Consider the following 15,503-nt stretch of genomic DNA (forward strand, 5'->3'; position numbering starts at 1 on the left):
CATGGGAGGGGACGCTGAGCGTCTGATCGGGCTTCTTTTCCGGCAGCAGGCAGGAAGGCTTGTCTCCGTGCTGACCCGCCGCTACGGTTATGAGCATATCGACATGGCAATGGACGTGGTGCAGGATACGTTCCTTTCCGCGCTCTCCGCCTGGCGAAAGGGAGGCGTTCCGTATCGTCCCGAGGCATGGCTGATGAGGGTCGCCATAAACAATATGCTGAATGCGCTAAAAAAAGCAAAGAGCGACCTCGAGCGAAGGACGGTCTTGATGTATGGCGAGGTGTGCGATAGCGAGGTCTCGGAGAAAGAGATCGGCGACAGCCAGCTGACGCTTTTATTGTTCTGCTGCGGTTTGGATATCCCACAGCGAACGCGTATTATGCTTACACTGCATTACCTATGTGGAATGAGCTATGCCGAAATTGCCGGCGGTATGTTAATGCACGTCGAAGCGGTGAAGAAGTCGATCTTTCGAAACAAAGAGGCACTCAAAAACTTCCGGGCAGACCACGACTACCAAGGATCAGGGTTGCAACGGCAGATTCCTGTTTTGCTCAAGACCCTCTATTTATTGTTCAACGAAGGTTATAAGACAACGTGCAGAACAGTGGGTGTTGATCTTGAATGCTGCTATAACGCGATGCAACTGACGTTATTAATAGCCGAAAGGAAGAAAGATGGAAGGCTTCATGCGCTCTTGGCACTCATGTTCTTTCACGCAGCCAGATTTCCGGCCCGGATGGACGGGAGTGAAAATTGGATAACGCTGAAAGAACAAGACCGTTCCCTGTGGAGCCGTGAGCTGATTGCTGAGGGGTATTTCCACCTTCGGCGAGCGCGCGAACTGACGGACTATGCCGACAGTTATTATCTGCAGGCGCTGATATCCTCGTTGCATTGCGCTGCCGCCAACTTCATTGACACTCCCTGGCACAGGATTGTCTTCTTATACCGGCAGCTCGAAGCGCTTGATAAAGAGTCGGTAGGGTATACACTTAACCGTATTATTGCACAAAGCTATATCGACGCTGTAGGCCTTTTAGAAGAACTCGACACGTTGGCGCTGCGATGCAGAGGCCCTAATCTGCTAAGCTTCTATCTGGCAAAGGCCTTTCTCCATCAAAGAGACGATAAGTCGCGTGCTTTAACATTTTATGAGGCGGCATGGTCGCTAACAGCTTCTGCCGTAGATAGACGTTATATTGAAAGACAGATTGAAGCAATGCGGCGTCTATCCGGGCCATAAATCTCCCGAGGACGCTAGCGGAGCGGTGTTATAAAAGGGGGAGCGATCTTTCAAAGGAAGACCGCAGCATCGTACAATCTGTACGTAGGTATACTACCGGCCATAGGATATGGATGATGGCGCTTCGCGAAAAAAAACCTCCACGACTTACGGATGCTGTTTTAAGCTTAGCGTAAGTTGTGAAGGCTTTTCCTACAATTTATTGTTGGAGGTCGAAGCGGTCAAGGTTCATGACCTTCACCCAAGCGGCGACAAAATCTTTTACAAATTTTTCTTTCGCATCTTCGCTGGCGTAGACCTCGGCCAGCGCCCGCACTTCCGAATGCGAACCGAAGATCAGATCAGCACGGGTCGCGGTGTATTTTAGTGCGCCCGATTGGCGGTCTATGCCGTTAAAAAGTTCGTTGGACGTATCCGCTGGGCTCCACTCCGTGTCCATGCGCAGCAGATTGACAAAGAAATCATTGTTTAAAACATCTTTTGTTTTAGATAGTATGCCTGCGGTTGACCCATCGTAGTTCGCATTCAGCGCCCGAAGTCCGCCGATCAGGACGGTCATCTCGGGGGCAGTCAGTGTCAGTAGCTCAGCTTTATCCACCAATAATTCTTCGGTACTCATGTATGCCCGGCCTTTGTTGAGGTAGTTGCGGAAGCCGTCAGCCACGGGCTCGAGGTGCGCAAAAGAATGAACGTCCGTCTGTTCCTGTGTTGCGTCTACCCGGCCTGGGGCAAAAGGAACTTCGATGGTAAAGCCGGCGTTTTCGATGGCTTTCTCCACGGCGGCGGTACCCCCCAGAACGATAAGATCGGCTAATGACACCTGCTTTCCATTTTTTGCTTTCGCATTAAACTGTTGTTGAATACGGGTTAATTGGTCTAAAACTTTGTTCAGCTGTGCGGGATTATTTACTTCCCAGTTCCGTTGTGGTGCCAGTGCAATACGGCCGCCGTTCGCGCCGCCACGACGGTCAGAATGTCTATACGTCGAAGCCGAAGCCCAGGCCGTAGCAACTAACTCGCGAATACTTAATCCGGAACGTAGGATTTCTTCTTTCAATCCTGTAATATCTTTGTTTTCAATGATATTCCCAGCGGCTTTAGGAAGAGGATCCTGCCAGATAAATTCCTGGGCGGGGATTTCGGGACCTAAATAAGTGGATCGGGGTCCCATGTCCCGGTGGGTCAGTTTAAACCACGCCTGAGCGAAGGCGATCTCAAAGCGATCGGGATGCTCCATAAAGTAGCGGGATATGCGCTCATAAGCGGGATCGTAACGTAATGACAGGTCAGTGGTCAACATGGTGGGTTTGTGCTGCTTCTCTGCGTCAAAAGCATCTGGAACCATGGTCTTAGGATCTTTGGCGACCCACTGGTATGCGCCCGCCGGAGACTTGGTGAGCTCCCATTCGTTATGGAAAAGGCTTTTAAAGAAGTCATGGCTCCATTTCGTAGGAGTCGTCGTCCAGGTTACTTCCAGTCCTGACGTAATGGCGTCCTTTCCCTTCCCGGTTTTATACGAACTTTTCCAACCCAATCCCTGCTGTTCTATTGGGGCGGCTTCCGGAGCAGGACCTACCAGCGTCGCATCGCCGGCGCCATGTGTCTTTCCGAAGGAATGTCCTCCAGCTATCAGCGCAACTGTCTCCGCATCGTTCATCCCCATGCGGCCGAAGGTCTCCCGGATATCTCTAGCCGCTAATAGTGGGTCCGGCTTTCCGTCAGGGCCTTCCGGATTTACGTAAATCAGTCCGAGCTCCGCGGCAGCCAGAGGCTGTTCCAGCTCGCGGTTCCCGCTCCAGCGGCTATTTTCTGCGGTACTGTGAGCAAGCCATTGCTTTTCAGACCCCCAGTAGGCTTGTTGGGGCTCCCACACATCGACTCTTCCTCCTGCGAAACCAAGCGTTTTAAAACCCATGTTTTCCAGCGCAACATTACCGGCAAGGATCATCAGGTCTGCCCATGAGATTTTATTGCCATACTTCTGCTTGACTGGCCATAGCAGACGACGGGCTTTGTCAAGACCGCCGTTATCCGGCCATGAGTTTTGCGGGGCAAACCGCTGCATTCCCATGCGGGTTCCCCCACGTCCGTCTCCTACGCGGTACGTGCCGGCGCTATGCCATGCCATCCGGATGAAGAAAGGTCCATAATTTCCGAAGTCTGCCGGCCACCAGTCCTGCGACTCCGTAAGTATGCCGTTAATATCTTTTTTTATCGCTGCCAGATCTAATCTGTTAAAAGCGTCAGCATAGTCAAAGGCTTCGTCCATCGGCGAAGATAGAGTGGAATTTTGGCGCAGCACATTCAGGTTGAGCCGGTTGGGCCACCAGTCCTGGTCGGTGTTCGCACCGCGTCTTTGGTAAAAATGTGTGGTAACCTCACTGGAGCTTCCCATGCTACCATTAAGATAGGGACAATCCGCAAGACTGCCTCCTGCATTCGGAGCCTGAGCAGCAGCGCCCATGAATGTAAGTAAACCAATAGAAGTAAAAAATCTCTTCATGCTAATTTTTAAAATTTTTGATCTCCAAAGGTATATAAACTGAAATTTAATTTTGATAATAGCCAATATTGATATGTTTTATATCGTATAACTAAATTTTATTTGTAAAGGGTAATTTACTCAGTAGCAGGGGAAACGGTGTAGGAAAGAGTCAGGGAAAAACGTCTGGAGCAGATAAATGTCTATAGGATCATGAATGACACAAAACATAACTCGGGAATATACCCTAAGAAGTATTATCTTTAAAGGTACTTTTTTAGGAACGTAGAACGCGTTGCTGGTTTACGGCGGGGAAGAACTGGGCTGAAGAATACGCGGTTGGACTCATTCCTTTTGCAGGGATAAACCAAAAAAAATAGGATTTTCAAAAAACGATCAACATGTCCAATCTAGCGGATCTCGCGCATTATACCATAAATGATAACGAAAGCAAAATGAAGGAATTTATGTTACTTTTTCGATTGCCGCAGCAGGCAGGCGAAGACACGGTAAGTGAAGAGGGAATGAAAGCCCTCAGCAAAAAATGGGAAAATTGGGTAGGCGGTATCGCGGCGCAGGGCAAGGTGGTCAGTGCTGGTCCGCGGCTAGAACCCGTGGGGAAGGTGCTGAAGAACGGCGGGGTGGTTACGGACGGACCATTCGTGGAGGTGCGCGAGATGCTGGGCGGGTTTTTACGGATTAAAGCGGCCAGCCTGGATGAAGCGACGACCTTGGCACATGGCTGTCCGGCTATTGATCAGGGAGGTACGGTCGAGGTGCGGCCCATAATGGTTTATAGCTGAGACGGCGGGCGTTAATAGCGACGTCTCTTTAAAAAAGTACGGTGAAAGGATTGTTAGCTGATTTATTTCGGAGAGAATTCGGCAAGATGGTGGCGGTGATCAGTCGCCGGTACGGCTTGCAGTATATTGAAATTGCAGAAGATCTCGTAAGCGAGACGTTTCTTTCCGCCGCGGAATCATGGCAAGGAAAGGGGATTCCCGCTAATCCGGAGGCTTGGTTATACCATGTCGCGTCTCAAAAGGTGCTTTTGTACTTCAGGCGGAACAAAATACTGATGGATAAGATCGTCCCGCACATGAGGGAGAGCCAGGAAATATACGAGGAGTCGGCAGAAATCTGCTTCACGGACGGCAATATAAAAGACAGCCAATTGCAGATGCTGTTGGCCGTCTGCCATCCCGCATTAGGTAGCGAAGCGCAGATTGGGCTGGCGCTGCGTGTGCTCTGCGGATTTAGCATCGACGAGATAGCTCAGGCATTTTTCACCAATAAAGAGACAATCAACAAACGTCTCTTCCGGGCGAAAGAAAGGTTGCGGTCGGAAGGGATAACTGTTGAGCCCCTGGGAGATGACGACGTCGGGACGCGTCTTGACAACACACTGCATATTATCTACTTGCTTTTTACCGAGGGTTATTACTCCCGTACGCGGGACGAGATCCTCCGGCGTGACCTGTGCAGGGAAGCATTGCGTCTCGGACTTATGCTCACAGAACATAAAAGAACAGACGTACCCAAGGCAAATGCTTTAGTGGCGTTAATGTGCTTTCATGCGTCGCGCTTCGATGCGCGGCAGGCCGGTCAGGAGAACATGATTCTGTACGACGATCAGGACAGAAGCAAGTGGAATCAGGAGCTCATTTACCAAGGGATGTATTTTCTCGGTCGTTCCGCCGTAGGAAATGAAATAAGTTCGTACCATTTGGAGGCCCGTATCGCCTGTTGCCACTGTTACAGGGATGACGGCGAAGAAAAGTGGCAGGAGGTGTTACATCTGTACAACCAGTTGCTGTTAGTCAATTATTCGCCGGCTGTTGCACTTAACCGTACGTATGCGTTATACAAAGCCGAAGGACGGGAGTCTGCGCTTTTGGAGGCAGAAAAGCTACAGCTTAGCGGCAGCCACTTTTATCATATGCTGCTGGGCGAATTGTATATAGGCGTAAATAATAATAAGGCAATGGAGTACCTTCGGACAGCCTCAACGCTCGCGGGGACGGAGGCGGAACGAAAGCATATTAAACGACGATTGGAAGAAATCATAAAAGATGGCGTGGAACGGCGCGATGAAACTGTTAAATAGAAATGAAAAAAAGAAATAACATCATTTATTGGGTGTCGACGCTTTGGCTTGCATTAGGAATGGCATCGACAGGAGTAGTTCAGTTAATGAGGATACCGGAGGAAGTGGAGAGTATAGCCCACCTGGGATATCCAGTGTATATGCTGACCGTCCTAGGGATCTGGAAATTGCTGGGTGTCGGCGCAATACTTGTTCCGCGCACACCACTTTTAAAGGAATGGACGTATGCCGGCTTTTTCTTTGTTATGACGGGTGCGGTCGTGTCGCACCTGGCGGTCGGAGACCTACTGTCGACTATATGGCCCCCGGCGTTGCTCATAGCATTGACAGCGGTTTCATGGTATTTTAGACCGGCTGACAGAAAGACCTTCGTGCCGAAATAAAGGCCGGCAGTATAAACGCTTCTAAAACGGACATATCACCCACCAAAGAAAGATTACTGATGAAAAACAATAGAAACCTCCACGCTGAACGGCAAGAAGAGTTGTTACAGCTGCTGAGACAACGGTTTGAAAAAAATATGGATAGGCACCAGGACCTGCAGTGGGTCGCTGTCGAAGAGCGTTTGTTGGCCGCGCCGGAAAAGCTGTGGTCCTTGGATGCGATGGAACAAACGGGAGGCGAGCCCGATGTTGTGGGATACGATAGCCAGTCCGGCGAGTACCTGTTCTTTGATTGTTCGGCAGAAAGCCCGAAAGGACGACGGAGCATATGCTACGATCGGACAGCTCTGGAAGCCCGGAAAGCCCACAAACCGGCTAACTCGGCGATGGATATGGCGGAAGAAATGGGAGTAGAGATGTTAACAGAACAGCAATATCGCCTATTACAGCAGCTCGGCGAGTTCGATCTGAAAACATCATCTTGGGTGATCACACCGGAGGCCATCAGGAAACACGGCGGAGCCATCTTCTGCGACCGTCGTTATGGTCATGTATTTACATACCATAATGGAGCCGACTCCTATTACGGGGCAAGGGGGTTTAGGGCCGCTTTGCGGGTCTGATCGTGCTTCTAACCGGGGACAGCTACAGTGTAAAGACGGCCCTTAGAATGGCCATACGTCCGCGGAGTTCGTAGCTGTTATGCGTCTGGTGATTGGCTGTCACAGCATATGTTTCAAAGGTCCGCACATCTGTCAGGTTGGTCAGGTTGAGCTCCAGGTCCGTTTTCCATTTTTTTAGGCGGTAGCGGGCGAATGCGTCGAGAAAGAAATAGCTAACGTGAGGTTGTTCACGCTGCTGCGTGTAGAGATGTCTGCCGTTAACACCGATAAAGACCTTTTTAAAGGGTAAAGACGGTAGTCCGATATGCTGACTTGCTGTAAAAATACGGTTTACCAGCTCTGGATGATCTTTTTGTTCCGAAGTCGACCAGCTAAGGTTTCCCCGGTAAGATAGGTTTATGGACTTCCATACCTTCAGTTCTATATCGGGCTGCAACGAGACATTCCTGTTCTGGAAAGGGAGAAGTTCACCGTTGAAGAACTGATTAAAGTCTGTCAATGTCCACATTCCCCTAAGCTTGACCGTACTCGCTATGGGAAAGATGTATTTGTCGAAGCCGGCCTGAAGCTGGAGCGCCCCGATCTTATTCGGTATGGGAAGGAGAACCGTCTGTGAGATGTCGTTGGACACGGTGTGGGCAATCATCGCCTTTCTGTAGGTTGTTGTATATTGAAGCCCCACATCCGAGAAAAGAAGAGACAGTGTTCTGCTTAAACGATAGTTCGCCCGAAAGGTTTGGGTATGACTCTCGTTGATGCCGACGGAGTTCTGGGACAGCGATCGATAATCGCGTATCACCAGACCGCGGTACACATCCTGAATGTTGCCAAAGTTGTTGGTGAACGTATAGGAAAAGTCAAGTTCGTCCTCCTGCCACGCACGGTATTTCATAAGAAAAGACGGCAAAAACAGCCAGTGCCGCTGTGTTTCGTCTAAGTGGTAGTGGGGATCATCAAAGTTGGTGTGCTGGAAGGTTATTGGTAAATTGAGCTGGGCCTCTATCCTTTTTCTCTTCCAGCCATAAGACGCGCTCACCGAAAATTGCGACCGGCGCCAATGAAGATTGTTGACAGCAGAATCAGTTGAGGGGGGATAAACGGAAGCTCCCTGATATATATTGATGTGCGAAGAAAGCTGCTGATCTTCGACGCTCAATAGCGCATTATAATATTGGCTGATCCTGCCTTTGGGCATCCTGTATCCCGCGGAGATCCGGGAAAAGAAATTTGGAACACGGAGGTGTTGAGTCGTTCCGGTATAAGGCTCACCCCGGTTCAACACATCAGCGGATACGCCCGGAAATATGGCTAGCGATTGGGGTTTTTCTCCGTAATGTACATACCAATCTACCTGGATAATGTTGCCACTCCGTAGCTGAGGAACGTACTCCAGCAGGTTGGTAAGGCCCCTGATACGGTGATTTAGCTGTGCCTTGATCTGCTGATCATTGGTGTGCAGTGACGCTAGGCCATGTTCTTTTTCGTATTCGACAGACAACGCGTTGTTGAGAAACATATTGGATTCATTTTTATTTATTAAAAGCCGGAAAGCACCGAGCAGTGACTCTATTTCGCTCTGCTGCTGTTCGTCGAACGTTATGATTTCGGTTGGAGTCAGATAATATGTGTAACCGTTAAAGTCTCTCGTATTTCGATCATATAGTCCCTGGAGGTTTATCTTAGCCTGCCATCCCGTGGCCAGGTTGACGAGACTGTTAGAGTTTATTCCACCGCTGTTATTCATAAAGTAATGCTGTTTAGGAATCGGTGGAGCACCAACAGTGCCCAGGGCAAGGAGGTTGTTAACAGGCATCGTTCCCATTCGCGCAAGTGAATTATCCCGATTATATCCGAGGAAGTCGCCCCGGAGGTCCTTTCCCCGGTTATTGCCGCTCAGCACGTGGAGCATTTTGTGTTTTTTGTTAAAAAGGATGCTGTTCACTTCACCGTCGTATATATTTGGCAGACCCGCGGCGACCTTGGCTTCTCCCGTCGTTTTGAGCTTCGCACTTTCTTTAATAACCAGGTTGATAGCTACCTGATCAGTAAAGCGCTTGTTTTTCAATACCTTGAGGTGCTCATGGTTGTTGAGCACCTGGATGTCCTTCACCATATTGTGAGGAATTGTGCGGGTGCCCAAACTATACCTATCATCAAGCAAATCGTCTCCATCGATGTAGAAATTGGATATGGCTTTTCCTTGGTATTTTATCTGCCCCGATTCGGAGACCTCCATTCCCGGCAGCCGTCGTATAACATCGCCGATACTGCGGTCTTCTTCCTTCGCAAAACTACCCACGTCGTAAGACACGGTGTCTCCCGTCCGGCGGATCTTGGGTTTACTTTTTACCTCTATATGCTCCAGGAGTACGGTTTGCGGCTCTAATTCGATTCGAAGAGGAACTTTCTTGTCACCAAGTCTGCACTGATATTTCTGATAACCAAGGTGGTTGATCTCCAACGTACATTCACCCCATTCTTCCGGGATGGAGACAACGAAAGTGCCGTTGCGGTCTGTCGTTTTAAAGGCCCGGATTTTGTTATCTGCCGATTTAATATTTACGCTGGCCGATGGAATAGGCCTTTCCGTCGACTTATCCACCAATGTTCCGCGGATTTCCCGCTGCTGCGCACAGACTACAGATGTGTCAAGCAGGAGTGCATAAACGAAAAGATATACCGCTTTCACTTAAGGAGTTAATTCAATAGGATTATTTGTCGTAGCAGAAGGCTTATAGTCGTCGCTGTTTTGTATGTGCATAGACTTTATCCGGCTGGCATCGATTTTGGATCCGGCGGATGTGGCGGCACTTCCTCCGATCCGCACCGCTGTCCCGTTGCCCGATCCAACAACTGTCACGGCTTGGCTTGAACGGTTCTTGGACTGAATGTAAGCCTGCGGGTTGGCCGCAAAGGCAGCACGTAGTTTTTCCACTTCTTTAGACGTTGAGGCGATCGCCTTTTGAGGAATTTGAATAAGGAAGTCTTCGTTTTCCAGCTTATCAAATCCTGCATACTCGAAAACGACTTCCTCCTTCGTATCACGGGCATCGAGAATTAAGCCGGGGAGGCCATGCAGCTTCCATGGACCAGAAGAAAAAGGCAGATCGGGAGCAAACCACGCAATGTAATCGCGACCTTTGTAACGTGCGGTAGCCTTCTGGCAGGTGTAACCGCCTATAATTTTGGTTTCTGTGCTGATGCTCCACTCCTGTTGGGGGAAGTCGCATGGCAGAGCAAACGCATCGCCGCCCACTTGCGCCACCTGCCGGGCGGAAGGTTCCGCTTTGTCAATCAGATAGGAGTCCGTAATCCGGGTCTCTCTGCGACGCATAATCAGTTTGCCATCAAAGGTGGGGTCGTTTAACTGACGTTCTATCTCCTCATTGGCCCTGACACCCGAATAACTGGTATAGTAACTACTGTGTTGCCCTAGATAAGTAACGACCTCATCGCGGAGATGTCTGTCCCGTTGCGTAGTATCGTTGACGTGTTTAAAGATGTAGTGCACACGGGCAACGGCTTTCTCCTGTGCCTTCGAAAAGGACGAGTTTAACACACAGAGCGCTGCGAATAATACAGATAGCTTTCTCATGATTACGTAGATTTATGAACAAATCAAAGATATACGAAAATATCGTAACTAAAAAGTTTACGTTGTTTTTTATTTTATTTTTGAGGCTAGAGCCTTTGGAGGTGTATACAATAGGGCACGTATCTGTCTAATTGGACGGGGATGGGCACACTGCAATGAAGTTACCTGGTGCGATTTGGCATAATACTTGGATAGCTGCTATCATTATTAAACATCATGAAAGATATGAGAGGATTGACATGGACAATTAAAAATTGGTTGGTACTCCTTGTAGGAGTGGCGACACTGGCGTTAGTTTCGTGCAGCGAAGAAACCGTAGATAATATTGAGCGCGACACGGCGTTGAACATTATCCGGGCAAACAAATGGTTTGATGTGGTCAAGACAACCTCCGTAGCGGGGCAGGCCGATGTTACGGAAGTGTTGGTTGGCGACGGGGAGAACCTCGAATTTAGGTCGAATGGGTATGCCTATGTATACGGGGCGAATGGCAGTACCGAATCTTATCCGTATCATATGCCGAGCAATAAGAAAATGGTTTTCGACGGCGTGGAGTATGACGTTCAGGAAAACATTATTCAGACCGTAGCCCGTTTTACATTAGTCAACACCACCAGCGGCATCACGACAACGATCACCTTCAGAAGGAGATAGGATCGTATTGATGCCCAGTCCGCGGGTAGCGGACTTCAACATCGCGGCCATCGGGAACTAAGAAAGCCGGTCTGAAGAAATGAGTCGCGGTTACTTCACAAAACGCAAGCTTTGTGAAGTAACCGTTTCAACCGGTGCACTTCGTCGCTGCAGGTTTCAGTGGCACGGTCGTCCGGCCGAGCATCTCCCCCGGATGTGATTCGCAACTGCTGTGATCCCCTCGATATAGTGTTATCCAAAGAATTTTTCCGGATCAAAACCGTGCTCTTTCAAAACCTCTGCCGGTACGCCAGTCCAGACGCCGGGTCTGTTTCCGACATAACCTATATCTTTTACCCCCATCTCGCTTGTAAAGAACCCGGAAGAGGTGAGATCACGCATTAACGAAAAGAACGCGACACCCTGTTGCATCTCCGGCTTGGCCCGTTCCGGATAGGCAATCTCATCGATCAATGCCAATTGCTGCTCTTCCTTACATTTGATAAATGCGTTTCCATACCGCTTTTGGGATTGTACATCGAGCCATTTTAAGCCTCCACGCATAGGGATTTTGTGACTGGGCAGGTCTTTTACGATAAATTCGATGAAAGCAGGCACACCGGCTTCGGACGCGCTTCCCGAAATGTCGTCTTTGGGAATAATGATGTCCGCGAGAACGGTGATGGTAGCCATTTCATGTTCCGTAAAAAAGCGTTCCGCGTGCAGCTGTTTGTTTCGTTCATGTTCAAAGTCCTGCACGCCCGGCAGCTTCTCTGTGTCTGCCGCCGCTGCCGCATCTTTTGCCTTGTCCTGTTTACACGCCGTGGCTAATACGCCCGACCCTGCGGCTATTAGTCCTAACGCTTTAAGGGATTCTCTTCTGTTCATTTTGTTTACTGATTAGCCGTTCAACTTCTTCTTTTGCTCCAAGATATATTCAGCCGTACGCATTGACAGGGCTAAAATGGTCCATGTAAGGTTTTTGTCTCCTTGCTGTACAAAAGGGCCCGCATCGACCACATATAGGTTTTTACAGTCGTGCGCCTGTCCCCACTTGTTCAGTACAGATGTCTTCGGATCGTTACCCATACGCGTTGTTCCGCCTTCGTGAATAATCTTTCCGGGAGCTTCCAGCCCATATAAGGTTTCCGGCCCCGGAATGTCAGAAGTGATGATAGCGCCCATCTCGTGCATGATCGATTGGAATGTTTCCTGCATGTGTTTTGCCTGCGCAATTTCCTCATTTGCCCACTTATAATGAAAGCGTAGTACCGGAATACCGAACTTGTCTACGCGGGTCGGATCGATTTCACAATAATTATCTTTTCTCGCCAAAGCGGTACCCCGGCCGGCCATGCCTACATTGGCTCCGTAAAAACGGCGGTAATCCTGCTTTAATTCCGCGCCGTATCCTCCAGCCGCTTTCTTTTCGCCGTTCTTTCCTGCGACCTTGCCGTTGACACCCGGCACCCAGTTCAGGAAACCGTACGACGGCATATGCAGACCTCCCCCGTACTCAATGTGATAACCTCTGGGAAAAGCCAACTTCCTATTGTCTTCCCACCATGGAGAATAGATATGAACGCTACCAACGCCATCTTCATTGTAGCGCTTGCGATCAAGCAGCTGTGGCAGAAATCCTGACAGGCTGGCCCCGGTAGAGTCGTGCAGGTATCTGCCGACCAAGCCGCTGCTATTTCCGAGTCCTCCCGGATGTGCCGAGGATTTCGAATTCAGCATCAATCGGGCGCTTTCACATGCGCTTGCTCCCAAGACTACAGTCTTTCCTCTGACCGTATACTCCTGAAGGCTTTGGGTATCAACATAGGAAACGCCGGTGGCCAGTCCTTCCTCGTTTGTTAGCACTTCCCGTACCATAGCGTTGTCGATGACTTTCAGGTTTCCGGTTTTCATTGCCGGCATGACTAAGCACGACGATGAGGAGAAGTCTGCATAAACCTTACAGGAACGGCCGCACTGGCCGCAATAGAAGCAGGTTCCACGTCCTTTGATCTCGGAAGAGGCTTCCGTCAGCACGGAACCCCGCCCCGGAATCACGGGAACACCAGCTTTTTTTGCGCCTTTGGCAATATAGAGCTCGTTTAGCCTAGGCTTAGGCGGCTTCATAAAGATGCCGTCAGGTTCATTCCGTATGCCTTCCACCGTGCCGTAAATTCCAATCATTCGATCTACACGGTCGTAAAACGGTTTGACCTCGTCATAGGTGATAGGCCACTCGTCTGTTACACCGTCTGTGGGCTTGAAATCATCGGGGCCCATACGTAAGGATATCCGCCCCCAATGGTTTGTACGGCCGCCTAGCATACGTGCGCGAAACCACTCGAATTCGGTTCCATTGACGGTGGTGTAAGGTTCGCCATCGAGTTGCCACCCTCCGAACGCCGCATCAAAGTCGCCGAACGGCCGCGTTGTGGACGCTCCCCGACGGGGCGACTCCCATGGCCAGCGCAGCTGGAGTGCATCTTTTGCAGGGTCAAAAAATGGCCCCGCTTCCAACATCAATACTTTGAGCCCTGCGTGGGCCAAAATATAGCCTGCCATGCCACCCCCGGCTCCGGAGCCCACGACAATGGCGTCAAAAACTTCTGGATTTTCTTTTATTTGGTAATCGGCCATAATCTCTCTCAATGATTATTTTATGATAAGGTTTAATATTAATGTATTAGCCACTAATACCATTTAGCTTCGCTAAATATAGGAAAACTTTTTAGGAGGAGACAAATGGCGGACGTATCTTTTTTGATACCCGGTATGCTTTCCCCGAACAACATCCTATTTCGGACCTTTATCGGGGCATTGCCTTTGTTTTTCTTCGATCCACAGCGACATGTATTTAGTGCTATTAAGCGCCTGTGTCTGCAGAATCTGTCCCAAAAAGTTTTTCTGCCGATGAAGAGGCAGGCTCGTCGACAGCGACTGAATACGCGTCAAAAAAGGCGGACCTAACGCCAATTTGCTGAAATTTTCCTCTAAAATTTGTGTACCCTTTAGTTGCGCATCTTGCCAGATCCGCTGCGTCTGATAGAGCTTAGCAGCTTCTTCTATGAACAGCTCCAGGTCATCTTCAACGACGCCGTTCCAAAGGCCGTTAGCCATCATGGATTCCGCGCCGACGCTTGTGGTCGCACTCGGCGTCCCTGATTGCATAGCATCGACAAATTTCCCTTTAATTCCGGCGCCAAATTGAATCGGAGCAAGCAGCACGCGATAGTTTTCCATGGTCTTTCGTGCGTCGTCGGCTCTTCCTCTTACCAAAAACCGGTCTTTAGGTTGGTGCAGCTGGTGAACTTTGTCGCTGGCATACGCACCGAAAATATGGAGCTCGGCTTCAGGAACCCTTTTTTTTAGCTGTGGCCAAACTTTGCTTTTCAGAATCTGTACCGTATGCCAGTTGGGCTCATGCATGAAGTTACCGATAAACAGAAAATGTTGCCGCTCTTCAAAGGTTCGCCAGGTTTGATCTTCTTCACCATGGATTTCATCTTCTAAAAAGGGCAGATAGTATAGAATTTCCGGCCGGATGGCGAAGACATCCTGCAGCAGCTCCATTTCAACTCTGGAGATGATTAACGAGATATCGGTGCGCAGGATAGCCGCTAGCTCGCGTTTCGCTATCTCCGTATAATAGTTGGGCTCGCTACATCTTTTGATAGCGTCCTGCCTCGCGCGGCGAACGAGATGTAGGTCTTCGGTGTCGAGAATGGTTAAGGCCGAAGGACAGCATTCGCGCACGCGCCATCCGTATTGCTCCTCTGCCATGAATCGATCGAAAACGACAATCGCCGGCTGTATTGTGCGGATCATCTCGTCAAAGCTGCTGTCGTTAAGCAGGATCGGCTGTTCCTGTATGCCACTTTGCGTCAACGGAAAGCTGTAAGCTGACCGGCTTGCGGCGCTTGCAAACACCACCTGGTATCCGGCGTCCCGGAATAGAAATGCCAGTTGTACGATTCGTCTTCCGGCAGCAGAAGATCCGGGCTCCGGCCAAACCAATCCAATAAACAGCACCGTTTGCATTTGGCTAAAATACAAAAATAGTGGGTTAAGGCCGTCATGAAAAGTCGAAGAACTTATAGGCGGCAAATAGGAAGAAGAGCGGCGAAAGCCAAATCCGCATATTCGACGCCTGATTCCGAGGCACCGATCTTTTTAAAAGCGTCGTTTCCATGCGCGGTTACGGAGAACGGTAATGTTCTACGGTCCTAAGCGACCTCAAAGAATAGACGCCCCTGTACGTCCGCGACAGTAAGATTCAAACCGGCTGTGCTCCGGTTAAGACCGCTTGCTATTATTTTGTATCTTTGCGTTAAACGATGGAGAAGCTTTCCCGGTTCCGCGGAACCGCGGACAAGGTCATTGACTGTCAAAGGTGCTATGACGGACGCGTTGATGGCACCGAGGTAAACATATTAA

At 49.7% G+C, this 15,503-nt stretch carries 12 protein-coding genes; 6 read left to right on the forward strand and 6 right to left on the reverse strand.

The annotated features are described in order from the left end of the window. Window position 1: 1 nt before the first annotated feature. Complete coding sequence (locus tag BC792_RS12975) at window positions 2-1,246, forward strand: RNA polymerase sigma factor (protein ID WP_148909447.1); 1,245 nt, start codon at window positions 2-4, stop codon at window positions 1,244-1,246. 199 nt (window positions 1,247-1,445) lie between these two features. Here the strand turns inward: BC792_RS12975 and katG are convergent, their stop codons facing one another. Next, on the reverse strand, window positions 1,446-3,749 hold the full coding sequence (katG, locus tag BC792_RS12980) for a catalase/peroxidase HPI (RefSeq protein WP_148909448.1): 2,304 nt from the start codon (window positions 3,747-3,749) through the stop codon (window positions 1,446-1,448). 380 nt (window positions 3,750-4,129) lie between these two features. Between katG and BC792_RS12985 the strand changes: the two genes are divergently transcribed. Genes BC792_RS12985 through BC792_RS13000 form a run of 4 tightly spaced genes read left to right on the forward strand, consistent with a single transcriptional unit; the run spans window position 4,130 to window position 6,841 of the window. Further along, window positions 4,130-4,531, forward strand: coding sequence for a YciI family protein (locus tag BC792_RS12985; protein ID WP_246155052.1), 402 nt, complete (start codon window positions 4,130-4,132; stop codon window positions 4,529-4,531). Between the two features lie 41 nt (window positions 4,532-4,572). Then, window positions 4,573-5,835 (forward strand): RNA polymerase sigma factor, encoded by a 1,263-nt coding sequence (locus BC792_RS12990; RefSeq protein WP_246155053.1) that lies wholly within the window; start codon window positions 4,573-4,575, stop codon window positions 5,833-5,835. Window positions 5,836-5,837: 2 nt separating this feature from the next. Beyond that, the gene (locus BC792_RS12995) at window positions 5,838-6,218 is read left to right on the forward strand and encodes a DoxX family protein (protein WP_148909449.1); all 381 of its coding nucleotides are present in this window, start codon (window positions 5,838-5,840) and stop codon (window positions 6,216-6,218) included. A 59-nt stretch (window positions 6,219-6,277) separates the two neighbouring features. Beyond that, entirely contained in the window at window positions 6,278-6,841 is a 564-nt protein-coding gene (locus BC792_RS13000) for a DUF4256 domain-containing protein (RefSeq protein ID WP_148909450.1), read from the forward strand. A gap of 22 nt (window positions 6,842-6,863) precedes the next feature. Here the strand turns inward: BC792_RS13000 and BC792_RS13005 are convergent, their stop codons facing one another. Together BC792_RS13005 and BC792_RS13010 are read right to left on the reverse strand one after the other, a co-directional pair. Continuing rightward, window positions 6,864-9,530 carry a carboxypeptidase regulatory-like domain-containing protein gene (locus BC792_RS13005; RefSeq protein ID WP_148909451.1) on the reverse strand — a complete coding sequence of 889 codons (2,667 nt, stop codon included), beginning with the start codon at window positions 9,528-9,530 and terminating at the stop codon, window positions 6,864-6,866. Further along, a complete protein-coding gene (locus BC792_RS13010; protein WP_148909452.1) occupies window positions 9,531-10,436 on the reverse strand; it encodes a GLPGLI family protein in 906 nt (301 codons plus the stop codon). It lies immediately after the preceding gene. A 216-nt stretch (window positions 10,437-10,652) separates the two neighbouring features. Between BC792_RS13010 and BC792_RS13015 the strand changes: the two genes are divergently transcribed. Next, a complete protein-coding gene (locus BC792_RS13015) occupies window positions 10,653-11,090 on the forward strand; it encodes a hypothetical protein (protein WP_148909453.1) in 438 nt (145 codons plus the stop codon). Window positions 11,091-11,321: 231 nt separating this feature from the next. Here BC792_RS13015 and BC792_RS13020 read toward each other — a convergent pair whose 3' ends face one another. The 3 genes from BC792_RS13020 to BC792_RS13030 form a co-directional block, all read right to left on the reverse strand. Further along, on the reverse strand, window positions 11,322-11,957 hold the full coding sequence (locus BC792_RS13020) for a gluconate 2-dehydrogenase subunit 3 family protein (protein ID WP_148909454.1): 636 nt from the start codon (window positions 11,955-11,957) through the stop codon (window positions 11,322-11,324). A 12-nt stretch (window positions 11,958-11,969) separates the two neighbouring features. Continuing rightward, window positions 11,970-13,706, reverse strand: coding sequence for a GMC family oxidoreductase (locus tag BC792_RS13025; RefSeq protein WP_148909455.1), 1,737 nt, complete (start codon window positions 13,704-13,706; stop codon window positions 11,970-11,972). 156 nt (window positions 13,707-13,862) lie between these two features. Beyond that, the gene (locus BC792_RS13030) at window positions 13,863-15,122 is read right to left on the reverse strand and encodes a glycosyltransferase (RefSeq protein WP_246155054.1); all 1,260 of its coding nucleotides are present in this window, start codon (window positions 15,120-15,122) and stop codon (window positions 13,863-13,865) included. Window positions 15,123-15,503 lie beyond the last annotated feature (381 nt).

The organism is Sphingobacterium allocomposti, assembly GCF_008124885.1.
GTDB classification, from domain to species: domain Bacteria; phylum Bacteroidota; class Bacteroidia; order Sphingobacteriales; family Sphingobacteriaceae; genus Sphingobacterium; species Sphingobacterium allocomposti.